The sequence below is a fragment of the Pseudarthrobacter sp. ATCC 49987 genome, from assembly GCF_009928425.1.
Taxonomy (GTDB): domain Bacteria; phylum Actinomycetota; class Actinomycetes; order Actinomycetales; family Micrococcaceae; genus Arthrobacter.
Window position 1 is genome coordinate 1,147,365 of sequence record NZ_JAABNS010000001.1, and the last position, 13,754, is coordinate 1,161,118.

Genomic DNA, 13,754 nt, shown 5'->3' on the forward strand with positions numbered 1-13,754 from the left:
GGCTATTTACTGATCGGTGCCAGCAGGGAATACGTCTTCGAACACAGCTCGGTTGTCGATCATCTGCAGTTCCTCCTGGATGTAGAACTCGCGGGTGACAGCGCTTGAGGAATGCCGGAGCTGCTCGGCAGCGGCCTCCAGGCCAGCGGACTTCTTGATCATTGTTGCCGTGCTCTTCCGGAAACTCTTCGGTGTCATCCAACTGGAATCGTCGTCACTCTGGTTGTCGTACTCTCTAGCCTCACGAAGTGAGCGACGAAAGTTCGATATGAGTCTGATTTCGCTCTTCCGGTCCGTAAACACCAGACCGCGGGCAGTCCCACCCATCCCAGCCTTGCGCTCTTTGAAGAGGTTGACCACGTAGTCGGGGAGGGCGATGGGCTGGATTTTGGCTACCTGGTCTCTGTCACCCTTGGTCCAGTCCTGACGATGCCAGCGATCATCATCGTCCTTGGCTATGGTCCCGGTCACCAGGATGAACGGAATGTCGGCATCCAGCCAGAGGTCCTCCCAGCGAATGGCCAACATTTCGTTTGGTCGGACGCCGACGCCAAGCATGACGTCAACGCAAGGCACGAGATCGCGGCCGCGGGGTGGCCCGAATCGTTGGGCGCTCTGCCATGCCAGAATCCGACGGCGCAGTTCCAAATATTCCTGTTTTGTCGGTGCCCTTACGTCCTTACGCTTTCCCCGGCGCTCTTTGGAGCGCTTATCCTTACCGACTGGGTTCACACGGGATGGCACTGCGTTGAAGGAGACGGCAAGATCGAACATGCCACGAAGCACGACCCGGGCTGTGTTCTCGGCCGTGAGTCCACCTGTGGAGATCAGCCGGGTGCCAGATTTAGACTGGATGGCCTTAGTTTCACCGCCATCCGCAATCCTTCGCAAATGGGCCTCAATGTAGCCGGTGGTCACGTCGCGCACCTTTTTGTTCCCTATGTAGGGATCAACTGAAATCCGGACACGGTTTCGATAGGTCTCTACAGTCCCTGGTGCCTTGCCCCGCAGAGACTTGATCCAAATTTGGCCCAATTCGGCAATGGTGGTTGAACCGGTGACGGCTGCGTCGGCATCGGACTCATCGCGCGTGCTCCACCTGTACTCGAGCTCCTCTGCGGCCTCGGTCTTGGTGCGGCCCCTGGCTTTCATACGCTTGCGGGTGCCGTGGGTGTCGCGGTAGTAGAAGGACGCTTCGACATTACGCCCGACCGGAGTGAAACTCGTTTTCCCGCGCGAACCGGGGCGTATCTCGGGGCGGCCCATCGATTTTCCTAATGAATGAGGGATAGGGATACTGGCTGAGGCTATCCGACCTTATTCTCGAGCTGCGGGACGTGCTGCAGAAAACGACAGCCGTGGCGGACCGCCGGCGCATAGAGAACGCCATGGAACAGATATTGATTGTCAACGGCATGATGACTACGTCTCAGGTGGCGGCATACCTGCAGGTGAGCACTTCTACTCTCAAAGCATGGCGGCACGCTCTGGAGGGCCCCCGTTTCGCGCGTGTCGGTAGGACGATCCGTTACAGCCATCTCGAACTGGAGCGTTGGGTTGAGGGCGTCTCTCGCAAGCAGCGCCGCCAAGCTGCCTGACGGCAGCCATTGCTCAGGCGATCTGTAGCCCTTATCGGGAGCGGATTCATGAAGACCCAGGGATTTGCATCAAGCGAGTACAGATCGACCGTGCGTGATGAAGCCGCCGTACGTCTGAGCGACGTCTTCCAGAATCGGCACGGACGATTCAGACCGCTGGGCAGCGGGGGTCGCGACCTTGCTGTTACGTCCGGGGAGGGCGTCCCCGGGTTATGCCGGTCTGCCACATCATGCCACGGTCTACCCACAGGCCGGGCCAGCACCGCGAGTCCACAGATCAAGCATTCGAGGCCCGGCTGGTTCGGCCCGCGGTCAATCGACGACCTTTGGCCGGCGCTCTGGACACCCTGCTTCAGTTCCTTCTGCGATGCTTTTGCCCTCTGCCGACCGGGTCCTGACAGTCCCGGCCGGCCGCCGCTTCCTGAAGGCTGCCTAGCCGGGTTTCTCGTCATCTGCGCATGTTCCCCGGTGAGCCATCATCGCTGGGAGTCTGCTGGCTGTAGCCTGTGAGCGATCCGTACACACCACTGGGGGACATCTTGACCGACAACATCCCGCCGATTCCGCCGGCACCGCCACGTCCTGAGCCATCCGCACCGCAGCCACAGCCCGGCACCGGCCAGCCGGAGCAGCCCGACTACGCCCCGCCTGCCGGGTACGGCCAGCCCACGCCGTACCCGCCGCCGTACCCTGCTCCGCCGGGCCAGTACCCGCAGCAGTACGCCCAGCCGGGCCAGCCCCAGTACAGGCAGCAGCAGGGCCCGTATGCACCGCAGTACGGACCGCCGGCCCAATACGGCCAGCCCGGCCAGTGGGCACCGGTTGGACCGCCGCTGCCGAAATCCTCGGGCTACCGGGTCGCCGCCGGGATCATTGCGATCGTGTACGGCTGCTGGCTGTTCCTGCAGTTCGGTGGCGGCGCTTCCATGGACCTGGGATTCCTGGCGTTCCTGTCCCTGGTCGCGTCCGGTGGAAACCTGACCTCCGGTATCGTCCTGCTGGCCAAGCAGCGGAGCCGGCTGCGCGGGGCGCCGGTTACGGCCCTGAGCTTCGCCGGGGTCGGCCTGCTGCTGGGCGTCATCTTCTCGACAGTGGCTGGCGGGCCGGGAGTCTTCCTTTTCAACTTCCTGCTCGCCGTGCCGATCTTGATCATCCTGGGCATCGGCTTCTCGCGGGAGAGCCGCGGACTCTGAGCTGACTCGCACCTCACAAGGAGGGCCCTGCTTCGGCGGGGTCCTTCTTCGTGTCCGGGCACTTTCCCACCGTGGCGTCGACCGTCAGCCGGCTCTCTGCGCATGTTCCTGGTTGAAGCTGCCCGGACCGCGGCGGCGACCAACCTGCCGTGAAGGACATCGTGCATCTGCTCAAGACCGAGTTCGGAGAATCCCTCAACGCCGATTCCATCACCCGGCTGTTCATCCTCGAAGCCAGGGACCGGGCCCTTGAAGGGGTTACCGTCGAGAAGCTCGTCGACAGCACCGGATCCGCCGTCATTGCCGAGTTGCTTTCCGGGGCCCAGATTGAGATCGCGCTGTTCAGGGTCGCCACGGTCACCGACGAGGCCGGGAAGGGCGCCACCGCGCATGCGCGGGCACTCTTGGATGCTCTGTCCCAAGCCCTGGTGTCCTCGTCGCGCGGCCTGGTCGAGGTCAGCTACTTCAAAGCCCGGGTGCTGTCCCCGGCAGCCACGCGCCGAAAACAAAGCTCCGCACCGGTCACCGGTACGGGGCTTGTCGTTGACTCTACGAGGCGTCAGCGTAGAGGACGATCAGACCCAGGTTGAATTCCAGCCGCCGGCTGAACGGTATGGAGATCGCGTCATGGCCGGAACTCATCAGGATTCCGTTCATCATCAGCCGGGATGTCCGTTTGTTGCCGTCGAAGTAGAACTGACGCCGCGTGCCGAAACAGAAGTAGGCGACGGCCCGCTCGACCGGGTCTTCGATGGCGGACAGGCAGGCCAGACCCCGGTCGTATCCTGCCCGAAGCGTATCTGTCACAGTGACCCCGATTACCGCTGAAGGGACAGACTTCCTATACATTGATCGAACTGATGACTTCAGGTTGCGACAACCGCCGCAAAAAACGTGGCAGAGCGGCCGAGAGAGGGACTCCATTGTCAAGCTTTCCACCGCCGAATCCTGTCCCCCTAGCACCGCCGGGCTGGTATTTCCAGCAGGAGACCGGTACGAAGAAGTGGTGGACCGGCAGCCAGTGGCTCGACGCTCCGCCGAAGAGAGCCAAGACCGTCTCTCTCGACCTTTATCACTGTGGGGGTTGTGGCCCTGGTGTTCGGACACCTGGCCGGCGGCACCGCCGGAAACAAATCCTCGGACCTGGCCGCGGCCAACAAGGAAATCACTGAGCTAGATGTACTCGGCCAGGACGTTGGTTACATGTTGAAAAGGGTGAAGACCTCTTAGGTTGGTGGTTACCACACACACCTAACGACTAAGAGGTCTTCATGGTCCACCGTAATGCCCGTCTGACTCCTGCCGGTAGAAGCATCCTTGTCCAGCGTCTTCTGGGCGGCCGTCCCGTGGCGCATGTGGCGAAGGAAATGGGTGTTTCCCGCGCATGCGCCCACCGGTGGCTCAAGCGCTATGTCGAACACGGCTGGGACGGGATGGAGGACCGGTCCTCACGCCCGCATTCGTGCCCGCACGCCACCCCCGAGGCGAAGATCGAGGACGTGCTCGCGGCTCGGGAGAAGCACCGCGAAGGCCCGGTCGAGCTGGCCGAACGCTGCAAGGTCCCGGCCCGCACGGTCTCTAGGATCATCGCCAGGGCCGGGCTGCCCCGGTTGTGGGAACTGGACCCGATCAGCGGCGAACGCATCCGGGCCGGCCGGGCCACCGACCACCGTTACGAACGCGACACCGCCGGAGAGTTGCTGCATATCGACGTCAAGAAACTCGGCGGCATAGCGAACGGCGGCGGCTGGCGGGTCCATGGCCGCAGCGAAGCCGTCAGAGGCCGCGGCATCGGGTACGACTACGTCCACGTCGCCGTGGATGACCACTCCCGCCTGGCCTACGTTGAGGTCCTGCCCGACGAGAAAGGGCCGACCTGCGCCCGGTTCCTGACCAACGCCGCGGCGTTCATGGCCGCGAACGGGGCACCGGTGCGCGAAGTCATGACCGACAACGCCCTGGCCTACATCCGGTCCGCGGACTTCGCTACGGCCATCGCGGATCTCGGCGCCAAACACCGGCGCACCAAACCGCGCAGCCCGTGGCAGAACGGCAAGGCCGAGCGGTTCAACCGCACTCTCCAGGAAGGCTGGGCCTATAAGAACGCCTATGACTCCAGCGACGACCGCACACAGGCCCTCACGGGCTGGCTAGACTTCTACAACCACCGCCGCAACCACAGCGCCCTCGGAGGACGACCACCCATCAGCAGATGTAACCAACCTGCTGGCTGAGTACAGCTAGAGGCTCGGCTCGCGGCGAATAACCCACAGTCGGCGGCCGCGGAATCGGCAACGGCTGCCGCGGCGGAGTCAGTGCCGACACCGGCACCGGTCGCAACTGGGGCAGTGATGCTTTCCGGGGAGGGTGAAATGAACTCGAAAAAGTTCGCGTTGAAGGGCAGCTATTCGGTCACCTGGACGACGCTCGGCTCGTGCTATTACAGCGCAACCCTGAAAACAGAGGATCGTCCCGTGGGTGGCGAAACAGCATTCAGCGCACTCCATGAGGCGTCCGGCACCGGAAATATCTACGGGCTCAAAGCCGCCGCCTACTATCTGGACGTCATCACTGGGCCGGCACCAAACTGCGGCTGGACGGTTACGCTGACGCCTGCCCCGTAGGGTCCGGTGCGTCGATAGCCTTCACGGTCCAGCCGCCATTCCGGGCCCATGCCACCCTCAGGCAGGCCTGCTCGACGCAGATCGTCCAGGAGCTCGGGGAGCTCAACGCCAAGGAAACGCGCCTCTTCGGCCACACCGGCATAGTTCTGAGCGGAGGGGGCACGAAGCGCCAGGGATTCCGTGAATGCTGAGACTCATTGGTCGGCGCCGTAGATGGTCAGCCCCGGGGTGCCGAACCGGTTCCAGTCCGGGCACCTCACCATCAGGCGGCGGTGAGGTGCGCGATCGGGTGCTGCCGGACCTCGGTCAGATAGGTGCGGACGAGGGCGTCAACGGAGTTAAACAAGGCGCTGCCGTGCTGGTTCACACCGGCGCCGATCCGGTTCGGGGTCCAGGCACGGACAGTACTGTCCGGCTTGAGGACTCCGGTGACGGATCCGATGAGCGCACCGTCCAGGTAGACATCGGCGGTGGACGTCGACGCGGCACCTTCGCCGGCTTTGACGTACGGGCCAAGTTCGGCGAAGTGAGTACGCATCCAGGCGGCGCGGTTCATCTTGCCAGCGTTGACCGGCCTCAATCTGTTCTCAGGCATGGCCGTCATGTGTGCGGAGCCAGCCGGATCCCTCACCGAACCGCGCCGGAGGTGCCCTGGCCTATCCCTGAACGTAGTCGGACAGGGCACTGTTGATGAACAGTGCCCGCAGATACCGGACCCCGGCCGGCAGCGCATCACCGGAGGCCTGAGACTGGTCGACCACCCCGAACAATGAGCTGAAAGTTCCCGGCACGGCGACCGGCGCCACGTCAAGCCGGAGGTTGTGCGCTACGACTTGCCTGTCAGCCAGGGCGCCGGTCGGTTGTCCGGAGACCTCGCCGGGAATAGTTGCCGTAGCGTTGAAGATCAAGACGCCCGTCCATGACGGAGCCCTCAGTTGTGCGACCAGGTCCGTGTAAAGGTAGGCGTCCGGGTCCTGGGATTCCGTCTTCGAAATCACGTCGGCGATGAGTGCGTTCAATCGAAGGTATGCCCCCACCGGGTCTTCGTTCAATTCGGCAGCGGCGCTGTACGAAGCGAGGTCTGATGCGTGGTCTTTCACGCTTTTCCCGGGTGCGCTCTTGATCACGATCATGGGAGCTTCTGGCCCGGTTTGGCCCGAGTTCACGGCGAAGCGCCACGAATTCGCGGCCGCGGCCGCGTCCCCGGAAACGGAGAATCTGGAAGCTCCGGAGATGACGGCGAACACCTTGTCAGCGTGAAGCAATGCCTCCCGGGCGCCGGCGTCAACGTTCAGTACCAGGGTGTGCGGGTTGCCCGCCTCGTCCGTTGTCTGACCGAGAACAATCCCTGCCGGTGGAACGGGTGCCGTCAAGCCCGGACCCGAACCTAGCTCCTGTGGCCCGAGGCTTGCAGGGACGTCAGGCACGGCTGGCGTTGGATCCGCACGCGGCCCCTGCTCCCGCGGCACGGCGCTTACAGGTATTCCAGGCCCGTGGCTCGCTCTAAGGGGTCGTTCACTGTCGGAACCGGGTTCTGCGGCCGCTGGTGCTGACGGCCCGGCTGGCGGCGTCGGCGTCGGGACCTTGCCGATCCTTGGCTTTTCGGGAGTGGGTGCGGCCGTGGATGTTGCTTCCGGCCTGCCGGCGACGGAATCGCCCACGGTCATCGTGAGCACGAGAGAGGCGACGGCTGCGGCAATCACAACGGCAACGGCGAAACCGCCAATGACCAGCGGGTTCACCCGCATGGGCTCGGGCCGACTGTGCGTCCAGTGTCGCTGATGGGGCGATCCTCTCGTGCCTGTTCGGGGCCCGGTCCGTCCCCCGAGTGAACGGTACAGCATCGCGAATAGAGCCGCAACAACCCGCCTTGACTCAATTCGTCGCCCGCGGGGCGCCGGCGCCGGGGTCCTCATCGATTGAATAGACGACGCGGGTCAGGTCAGTGATGGCGGAGAGATCCTCGATGGTGATGTTGATCGCGGCGGACCGGTTTTTCAGGAACAGGAACAGCTCCTGCTGCGGCCAGAACAGTTCATCGATGTAGGACTTGAAGGTCCGTCCGCTGGCCTTGGAGTACCGGCGCAGGACAGCGCTGTCGGTTATCCGGGATCCGTGGGAGAGCCCCACGTCGAGATCCCCGAGCGGGTCCACGGCCTCATCGAGGTAGCTGCCGAAAATAGTCAAGGACCGGACGAACATCGGCTTGCCGGGGTCAGCGTTGTAGTCCCGGGCCCGCTGGATGAGCTCGGCCAGCAGCCTGTCGGCCGTCTTGCGGGCGATGGGTTTCCCGAAACTGGCCATGCCGAGCGCGTTGCCCTGGACGGTGGTCGTCCACTGGACACCGTGGTATTCATTGGCCACCGTCAAATATCCTGCCCCGGCCAGTGCCTGGACGACGGCATCGGCCGGGGTGGGGATGCCGTGCCTGGCCAGGACGTCCCCGGCGAAATCGGCCGGGAGCTCCCGGCGGCCGAAGACCTTCATGACATCCCTGGCAGCGGCCGCTGGCAGGCCGGCAATCACATCCGTCTTGGCGATCCTCATGCTCCGGTGCCCCTTGTCATCGTGCCTTCCTAGATCCTCACACGCCGCCCGGTGCCCATGGAAGGCTATCGACCGTTGCGCCCGCCTCGATGTGCTCGACCAGGTAAAAGTCGATGCGGGTCTTGTCGGCGCGGGAGTAGATCAGCATGTTCTTAGCGGCCGCTCCGGAGCCGATCAGAGAATCGATCTCAGTACGGGCCTCCGCCGGGCTCGCGTGGGTGACCCATTCGGTGTCACGGTCGCCCACCCTGGCCCGGGTGAGGTAGTCGGGGGAGTCGGCCGTGCGCGGCGGGCGGACAAGCGAAAGAACTGGCTAGCCCCAAGGGAGTCTCCGGCGGCGGCCAACGAGATGAGCGGCTCGGCGGAACCCTGCGGGGTCTTGTCGGCTCAGCCGGTGACGAAGCCCGAGACTACGTCCCAGGCCAGCGCAGCCGTCACCGTCCAGAACTTTGACGTGGCCCTGACCAGTGCGTCCAGCGTCGCCGGGTCCGGGACGTTCACCCTCAGTGGTACCGCCCATCTGGTCATCATCGCGCAGCCGGACGACCCGGTCAGGCCTGCGGATACGAAGATCACACGAACCTGGTCCCGTCCGTCGCGACCAAAGGCACGGCCAGCTACACGGTCACCGGCGTGCGGAACATCTCCCTGGCGCCGTCCTCCAACCAGGTCTTCACCTTCAACTACCAGTTCCAGCCGCAAGATCCGGCCATCCCAGGAAGCCCCGTCCAGCCGGCCTCCATTCGTCACCACCTCGACAGCGCCGGGACCGTCACCGAATACACCGCGGCGGCCGGGGATACCCCTTGAGCATTCAGGCCCGCGCGGCGGTCTAAGCAGGGGCAGGGGCGTTGAGTTGCGCGGTCAGCCAGCCGAGCTGCTGGCCAATGCCCAGGCCCATGGGAACTTCGGAAATCCACCGGCTGCCCAGCAGCACGGACCGGTACGTCCCCCGGGCCAGGATGATCAGACCCTCAGAGCGGGCTGCCATAAGGCGAACGGAAGCCCGGACTTGTTCAGCGGTGTTGGCGGAGTCCGTACGCCGGGCGTGAGTGCCAGCCTACGATCGCCCGGGTGGTGCCCGAGCTGACGTCGAAGCATGGTACTTCTGGGGATTGCATGGTCAGCAATTTACGTTTGTATTTTGCCTATGTAAGTCGCGCGGATGATGGTAATTGTCTGCTGTACAGTGGAGACATGAATTTGCTGGAGCAGCTCACTGCCGGTGTCTACAGGGCCCAGGCTGAGGAGAGAATCGCGGCGCAGCGGACCAACGCTGCACTGCTCGCGCTCAAAGAGGTCGCCACATGGGCCCAGATGGAGGAGCTCACCGGCCTGACCCGTCACCAGCTTCAGTACCGGCTTTACAAAGACAGCTTCGAATCCATCAAGAAGCGTCTGCTAACGGACGAGGAAAAAAAGGCCCGCAAGGCGGTCCGTGAGTACCCTCTGTCTTCAGATTCCCGGCCGGGTATCGGGCCTGCCGAGGCTGCCCGACGCCTCGGGGTGTCGCGTACGACGGTATACGCCATGCTCGAACGCGGCGAGTTCGAGCCTCTCCAGGATGGCAGGGGCCGCCAGCGCATCGCCACCGACTCCGATGGGAAACCGCTTATGCGTGACCCAGATGCGAACCGAGAACAGCCGGCGTCCCAGTGATCGGAACTCCCGCCAGCCTGGTGGTCATTGCAGCCCCGAGCGCGGCCATCGCCTGATCCTCCTGGCCGATCTGGACCTGGACGACAAGTTCGTCGTGGACCGGCAGATAAAGTGCGTCCTTGGGAAGCGTGGCGGCAGCCCGCAAAGTGATCTGCTTGAAGAGATCCGCTGCAGTCCCCTGGACGATCCAGTTCACGGCACGGTAAGGCTTCTCCTGGGTCTGCGGCAGGCGGCGGCCGAAGTATGTGGTCAGTAGCTCCCCGCGCTTGGCTTTCGCCTTTACCCCGTTGATCCATCCGTTCATAGTTGGGTAGGCCCGCCGCAGGCTTTGGATGACTTCAGCGGCATCGCTCTCGGTGATGCTCAGGTTCCCGGCCAGTGACTTCTGACCCTGGCCGTTAGATCATTGCTAGGAGGGCCGTCTTGGCGATTTTGCGCTCCGGGCTTCCGGCGTCGGTCCTGGAGGCGGCAACGATCGCTTCGCGCTTATCCTTGCCGTACACCGCGACGGCGAGTTCGATGTACACATCCGCTTTGACGGCCTCGATCAAAGCCTCGTCGCCGCTCATCGCGGCAATGACACAGGGTTCGACACGGTTCAGATCGCAGCCGACAAGAACGTGACCCTCTTCGGCCAGAAGTAGCCTTCGAAGATTGGTCGGGATGTTCTGGATGGCCGGTTTCCCGATGGACATGCGCCCAGTGTGAGCGCCGATACCCTTGATCGTTGGGTGAATGCGGCCGTTGATCTGCTTCTCCGAGAGCTCCCTGAGCTTGCTTGCAGTTTGTGCAATTCCCCGCACCCGTTTGAATGCGGTCCAGTCCCCGGCTGCCTCCTTCGGGACGAACGCGTTCCGGTAGAACTTATGACTCAGGGTCGCCTTGCCGTCGAGGTCCTGGATTCGGATCCCGCGGGAGGTGACCCAGAGGCGCGTCGCGTCGGTGTTGCCGGTCAGGTCTACACCGTACTCGCGGATAACTTCGCGCTGGTTCTTGGCCAGGATAGCGAGCTGGCGGGCGAGTTCGGGCAGGTCCAGGCGGTAGCCACGCAGGGCGGCCCAGCGCGGGCCTCCACTGCCTGCCGGCGGCCATCCCCGTGAGTGGAGACTCGTCCTCGTTGGTCCGGGTGTGTTGGCGCCTGCCGCGGGCCTTCACTGCCGTCGGCGGACACTGCGTGCACGAAACCAGTGCTGGTGTACTTTCCCTGCCGGGGGCGGACGCGTGGGTGGCCGGCTGGTTCTTGCTGGTCCAGGAAAAGGGCGGAACAGGGAGGCGCTGCGCGCCGGAAAAGAGGGTCTTGCCGGACAGGGTTGGCGGAAGAATCCTGCCGGGGAAGGACGGGTTATAGGACAAAGCGTGTGTATGGATTGTGCCTGTTTCCCAGTGACGGCGGGGGAAATCCGGGGTAGCTAAGCTTTGAAAGCTTAGGGTGGCTGGGGTGCTTGTATATCTCTGGAATGTTTGATTTGTGGTCGTGCGCTGGTTCGGAACGGAAAAACGGCGGCTGGCAAGCAGCGGTACCGGTGTCTGGAATGCGGGGCGAGCCGCTCGGGTGAACGCCCGGATGTGAGCCGGCGCGCGGAGCTGGACGCCTTTCTGGGCTGGTTGTTGGGCGCCGGCAGCCAGGCAGGGGCTGTCTCGTTCGGCACGGCCCGGTCGTTCCGGCGCCGCACGGCATGGTGCTGGAATATTTCCCCGGCGATACCGGCCACTGGCGAGGTCCATGATCAGGTCCAGATCGACGGGATCTACGTCGGGTCGTGGTGCTGTCTGATCGCGATCGCCGGAGAGCACGTGATCGGCTGGCAGTGGTGCGACACCGAGAAAAAGGCTGCCTGGGCTGCCCTGCTTCAACGGTTCCCCGCGCCGCGCGTGGTGATCACCGACGGTGGTTCCGGGATCGCGGCCGCATTGTCTGACTGCTGGTCCGATAGCGCCGTGCAGCGCTGCCTCGTCCACGTCCAACGCAACGTGCGCACCCACTTGACCAGCCGGCCCAGGACCGAGGCAGGAAAAGCCCTCCTGCGCCTTGGCCGGGCACGGACACGGATCCGCACCTCGGCGCAGGCCGCGGCGTGGCTGGGCCACCTCAACGACTGGTACCAGGACTACGGGGACCTGGTCCGGGCCCGGACCTACCGCGGCACCACCACCCCGGCGCCGGCCTGGGTGCGGGCGAATCAGACCTGGTGGTTCACCCACGACAGGCTCCGCAAGGCCTACCGGCTCCTGGAACGGCTCAGCCAGGCCGGGACGCTGTTCACCTACCTCCGCCACGAGTTCATCGGACTCGACATCGCCGCCACGACCAACCGGATCGAAGGCGGCACGAACGCCCAGCTTCGCCTGATCCTGCGGGCCCACCGCGGGATGAGCGAGGAGCACCAGAAACGGGCCATCGAGTGGCTGCATAGCGAAACCCCGGTCCCGCCCGCCCGGCTCATCCGCCCGGAGCACCAAACGCCCATACGCCTACCGGCTCAGACCGCCCCCGACCAACCCCACGGACCCGAGGAATACGGCAAAGCAGCCACCGCAGAAGAAGGCCTCTGGGCCCGCAAAGGATGGGCAGGACGACCCTGACACGCCCGGAATTTACGGGTTAGCGGCCAAAATGTGTGTATGAGATTGGCTTGGTTGCCAGTGTTCGCGCGGGTTGTAGGGGTGTGCACATGCTTTGAAAGCATGTGGAGTGACGGTTCGATCAAATCAGCCCCGGTGTGGTGTATGTGCTCAGAAGCTTGTGAAGAACGGTTCGACCAGTGCCGGGCGGACGAGATGGCGGTGTAGGTCGTGTGGTGCTTCGAGTACTCAATCCCGGGTTGATGTCACGAAGAGGGCAGAGTTCACGGCCTTCATTTCCTGGATCACGGGGAAGCAGCGGCAAGGCGCCCACGCCGGCTCGGAGAGGACCTTCAGGCGCCGGAGTGCCTGGTGCTGGAATGTCGCCCCGGCGGCCGCGCGGACCGGGGAAATACACCCGGTGATCATGCTCGATGGCACCTACTTCAACGGCTGGTGCGTCCTGGTCGCTTACACCGGCGAGCACGTCATCGCGTGGCAGTGGTGTGACCGGGAAAAGCACGCCTCGTGGGCTGCGCTTCTGCGGCAGATCCCGGCCCCGGCGGTGGCCGTCGTGGATGGCCACAAGGGCCTGGAGAGCGCCTTGAGGGAACACTGGCCGGAAACGAACGTTCAACGGTGCCTGTTCCATATCCGGCAGAACATCCGCACGCATCTGACGATGCGTCCGAAGCTCGATGCCGGTAAGGAACTACTAGCCCTGGCCAAGGCACTCACCCACGTCACGGACCTTGACCAGGCCGCCGCCTGGTCCGGTGCGTTCGCTTCCTGGGAGGCCCGCTGGGAGAGCTTCCTCAAGCACCGGACCTACGCGAAGAAAACCGGCGCCAGGCCCTCACACATCGGACCGGCACAGACCTGGTGGTACACACATCTGGGCCTGCGCCGGGCACGGGGAAGCCTGGCCGCTGCCATCAAGGCAGGGCACCTCTTCACCTGGCTTACCAGCGCTACCGAAGGCCAGCAGATCGCCCGGACGACCAGCCCGCTGGAGGGAGGAATCAACGCAGGCCTCAAAGACCTTCTGCGGAACCACCGCGGCCTCAGCGAAGACCACGCCACACGCGCCGTCGACTGGTACCTCTACCAGCACACTGAATCACCCCAGGACCCTTGGGACCTCGTGAAACCACACCACTGGCAACCCCAAAAGAAGGAGTCAAAGGAGGTGGAGGAGCCCATCCAACCGGCCCTCTACGACACAGCCTTCAGCTTCGAAGACGGCAACGGAATCCAGCAAGGATGGGGCGGAAGAAACCGGTGACACGCCCAAGCCATACACACATTTTGGCCGCTAACCCGAATTTACACACGTTTTGTCCTATAACCCCTATAACCCTCCCTTAGTGTCTTTTTGGGGCAAAACAAAACCCCGCCTTCACGGCTTTTGGCCAGTGAAGACGGGGTTTTTGTTTGTGCACCCCCCGGGACTCGAACCCGGAACCCATTGATTAAGAGTCAATTGCTCTGCCAGTTGAGCTAGAGGTGCATCTGTTGTTTTCGTTCCTCGCGGTCTTTTTGTTCCCGCGTTGTTCTCCGCAACGACATGA

Annotated in this window: 17 protein-coding genes, 1 tRNA gene and 1 pseudogene; 9 read left to right on the forward strand and 10 right to left on the reverse strand. The window is 63.7% G+C overall.

Annotation, left to right across the window (positions count from 1 at the left end):
* Positions 1-6: 6 nt before the first annotated feature.
* The gene (locus GXK59_RS05345) at positions 7-1,266 is read right to left on the reverse strand and encodes a tyrosine-type recombinase/integrase (protein ID WP_160664979.1); all 1,260 of its coding nucleotides are present in this window, start codon (positions 1,264-1,266) and stop codon (positions 7-9) included.
* A 71-nt stretch (positions 1,267-1,337) separates the two neighbouring features.
* Here GXK59_RS05345 and GXK59_RS05350 point away from each other — a divergent pair, with 71 nt between their 5' ends.
* From GXK59_RS05350 to GXK59_RS05360, 3 genes are all read left to right on the forward strand, one after another.
* Entirely contained in the window at positions 1,338-1,598 is a 261-nt protein-coding gene (locus GXK59_RS05350) for a helix-turn-helix domain-containing protein (RefSeq protein ID WP_160664980.1), read from the forward strand.
* Positions 1,599-2,137: 539 nt separating this feature from the next.
* Positions 2,138-2,791, forward strand: coding sequence for a hypothetical protein (locus GXK59_RS05355; protein ID WP_160664981.1), 654 nt, complete (start codon positions 2,138-2,140; stop codon positions 2,789-2,791).
* Between the two features lie 149 nt (positions 2,792-2,940).
* Positions 2,941-3,381, forward strand: a complete 441-nt coding sequence (locus tag GXK59_RS05360; RefSeq protein WP_160664982.1) for a hypothetical protein — start codon at positions 2,941-2,943, stop codon at positions 3,379-3,381.
* On the opposite strand, the gene GXK59_RS05365 is transcribed toward GXK59_RS05360, so the two are convergent.
* A complete protein-coding gene (locus tag GXK59_RS05365; RefSeq protein ID WP_160664983.1) occupies positions 3,341-3,598 on the reverse strand; it encodes a Fic family protein in 258 nt (85 codons plus the stop codon). The genes GXK59_RS05360 and GXK59_RS05365 overlap by 41 nt on opposite strands.
* A 464-nt stretch (positions 3,599-4,062) precedes the next feature.
* Here GXK59_RS05365 and GXK59_RS05370 point away from each other — a divergent pair, with 464 nt between their 5' ends.
* Together GXK59_RS05370 and GXK59_RS05375 are read left to right on the forward strand one after the other, a co-directional pair.
* On the forward strand, positions 4,063-5,025 hold the full coding sequence (locus tag GXK59_RS05370; protein ID WP_160663676.1) for an IS481 family transposase: 963 nt from the start codon (positions 4,063-4,065) through the stop codon (positions 5,023-5,025).
* A 138-nt stretch (positions 5,026-5,163) separates the two neighbouring features.
* Positions 5,164-5,415: a hypothetical protein gene (locus GXK59_RS05375; protein ID WP_160664984.1), complete on the forward strand. Its 252-nt coding sequence runs from the start codon at positions 5,164-5,166 to the stop codon at positions 5,413-5,415.
* Between the two features lie 262 nt (positions 5,416-5,677).
* Here the strand turns inward: GXK59_RS05375 and GXK59_RS05380 are convergent, their stop codons facing one another.
* The 4 genes from GXK59_RS05380 to GXK59_RS05395 all read right to left on the reverse strand — a co-directional run bounded on the left by GXK59_RS05380 (position 5,678) and on the right by GXK59_RS05395 (position 8,209).
* Positions 5,678-6,010, reverse strand: a complete 333-nt coding sequence (locus tag GXK59_RS05380) for a hypothetical protein (protein WP_160664985.1) — start codon at positions 6,008-6,010, stop codon at positions 5,678-5,680.
* A 61-nt stretch (positions 6,011-6,071) separates the two neighbouring features.
* Positions 6,072-6,788: a hypothetical protein gene (locus GXK59_RS05385; protein ID WP_160664986.1), complete on the reverse strand. Its 717-nt coding sequence runs from the start codon at positions 6,786-6,788 to the stop codon at positions 6,072-6,074.
* A gap of 502 nt (positions 6,789-7,290) precedes the next feature.
* The gene (locus tag GXK59_RS20410) at positions 7,291-7,962 is read right to left on the reverse strand and encodes a hypothetical protein (RefSeq protein WP_202129062.1); all 672 of its coding nucleotides are present in this window, start codon (positions 7,960-7,962) and stop codon (positions 7,291-7,293) included.
* Between the two features lie 37 nt (positions 7,963-7,999).
* The gene (locus GXK59_RS05395; RefSeq protein WP_160664987.1) at positions 8,000-8,209 is read right to left on the reverse strand and encodes a hypothetical protein; all 210 of its coding nucleotides are present in this window, start codon (positions 8,207-8,209) and stop codon (positions 8,000-8,002) included.
* A gap of 386 nt (positions 8,210-8,595) precedes the next feature.
* Between GXK59_RS05395 and GXK59_RS05400 the strand changes: the two genes are divergently transcribed.
* On the forward strand, positions 8,596-8,772 hold the full coding sequence (locus GXK59_RS05400; RefSeq protein WP_160664988.1) for a hypothetical protein: 177 nt from the start codon (positions 8,596-8,598) through the stop codon (positions 8,770-8,772).
* A 22-nt stretch (positions 8,773-8,794) separates the two neighbouring features.
* On the opposite strand, the gene GXK59_RS05405 is transcribed toward GXK59_RS05400, so the two are convergent.
* Entirely contained in the window at positions 8,795-8,953 is a 159-nt protein-coding gene (locus tag GXK59_RS05405) for a hypothetical protein (protein ID WP_160664989.1), read from the reverse strand.
* Positions 8,954-9,159: 206 nt separating this feature from the next.
* On the opposite strand from GXK59_RS05405, the gene GXK59_RS05410 reads away from it, so the two are divergent.
* Entirely contained in the window at positions 9,160-9,621 is a 462-nt protein-coding gene (locus tag GXK59_RS05410) for a helix-turn-helix domain-containing protein (RefSeq protein WP_160664990.1), read from the forward strand.
* On the opposite strand, the pseudogene GXK59_RS20870 reads toward GXK59_RS05410, so the two are convergent.
* Together GXK59_RS20870 and GXK59_RS20875 are read right to left on the reverse strand one after the other, a co-directional pair.
* Positions 9,575-10,006: pseudogene (locus GXK59_RS20870) on the reverse strand (DNA polymerase); the annotation flags it as partial. The gene GXK59_RS05410 and the pseudogene GXK59_RS20870 overlap by 47 nt on opposite strands.
* Positions 10,007-10,019: 13 nt before the next feature.
* Positions 10,020-10,424 carry a DNA polymerase gene (locus GXK59_RS20875; protein ID WP_160664991.1) on the reverse strand — a complete coding sequence of 135 codons (405 nt, stop codon included), beginning with the start codon at positions 10,422-10,424 and terminating at the stop codon, positions 10,020-10,022.
* 658 nt (positions 10,425-11,082) lie between these two features.
* Here GXK59_RS20875 and GXK59_RS05425 point away from each other — a divergent pair.
* Both GXK59_RS05425 and GXK59_RS05430 read left to right on the forward strand, forming a co-directional pair.
* Positions 11,083-12,204 carry an IS1249 family transposase gene (locus GXK59_RS05425; protein WP_160664992.1) on the forward strand — a complete coding sequence of 374 codons (1,122 nt, stop codon included), beginning with the start codon at positions 11,083-11,085 and terminating at the stop codon, positions 12,202-12,204.
* Positions 12,205-12,313: 109 nt separating this feature from the next.
* Positions 12,314-13,468, forward strand: coding sequence for an IS1249 family transposase (locus GXK59_RS05430; protein WP_160664191.1), 1,155 nt, complete (start codon positions 12,314-12,316; stop codon positions 13,466-13,468).
* A gap of 152 nt (positions 13,469-13,620) precedes the next feature.
* Here the strand turns inward: GXK59_RS05430 and GXK59_RS05435 are convergent.
* Positions 13,621-13,693, reverse strand: a tRNA-Lys gene (locus tag GXK59_RS05435).
* Positions 13,694-13,754: the final 61 nt, after the last annotated feature.

Excerpts from the sequence above, each read along its gene's own strand:
- GXK59_RS05375 (WP_160664984.1), top strand. The coding sequence starts at position 5,164 with ATGAACTCGAAAAAGTTCGCGTTGAAGGGCAGCTATTCGGTCACCTGG.
- GXK59_RS05345 (WP_160664979.1), bottom strand. The coding sequence starts at position 1,266 with ATGGGCCGCCCCGAGATACGCCCCGGTTCGCGCGGGAAAACGAGTTTC.
- GXK59_RS05405 (WP_160664989.1), bottom strand. The coding sequence starts at position 8,953 with ATGGCAGCCCGCTCTGAGGGTCTGATCATCCTGGCCCGGGGGACGTAC.
- GXK59_RS20410 (WP_202129062.1), bottom strand. The coding sequence starts at position 7,962 with ATGAGGATCGCCAAGACGGATGTGATTGCCGGCCTGCCAGCGGCCGCT.
- GXK59_RS05410 (WP_160664990.1), top strand. The coding sequence starts at position 9,160 with ATGAATTTGCTGGAGCAGCTCACTGCCGGTGTCTACAGGGCCCAGGCT.
- GXK59_RS05380 (WP_160664985.1), bottom strand. The coding sequence starts at position 6,010 with ATGCCTGAGAACAGATTGAGGCCGGTCAACGCTGGCAAGATGAACCGC.
- GXK59_RS05370 (WP_160663676.1), top strand. The coding sequence starts at position 4,063 with ATGGTCCACCGTAATGCCCGTCTGACTCCTGCCGGTAGAAGCATCCTT.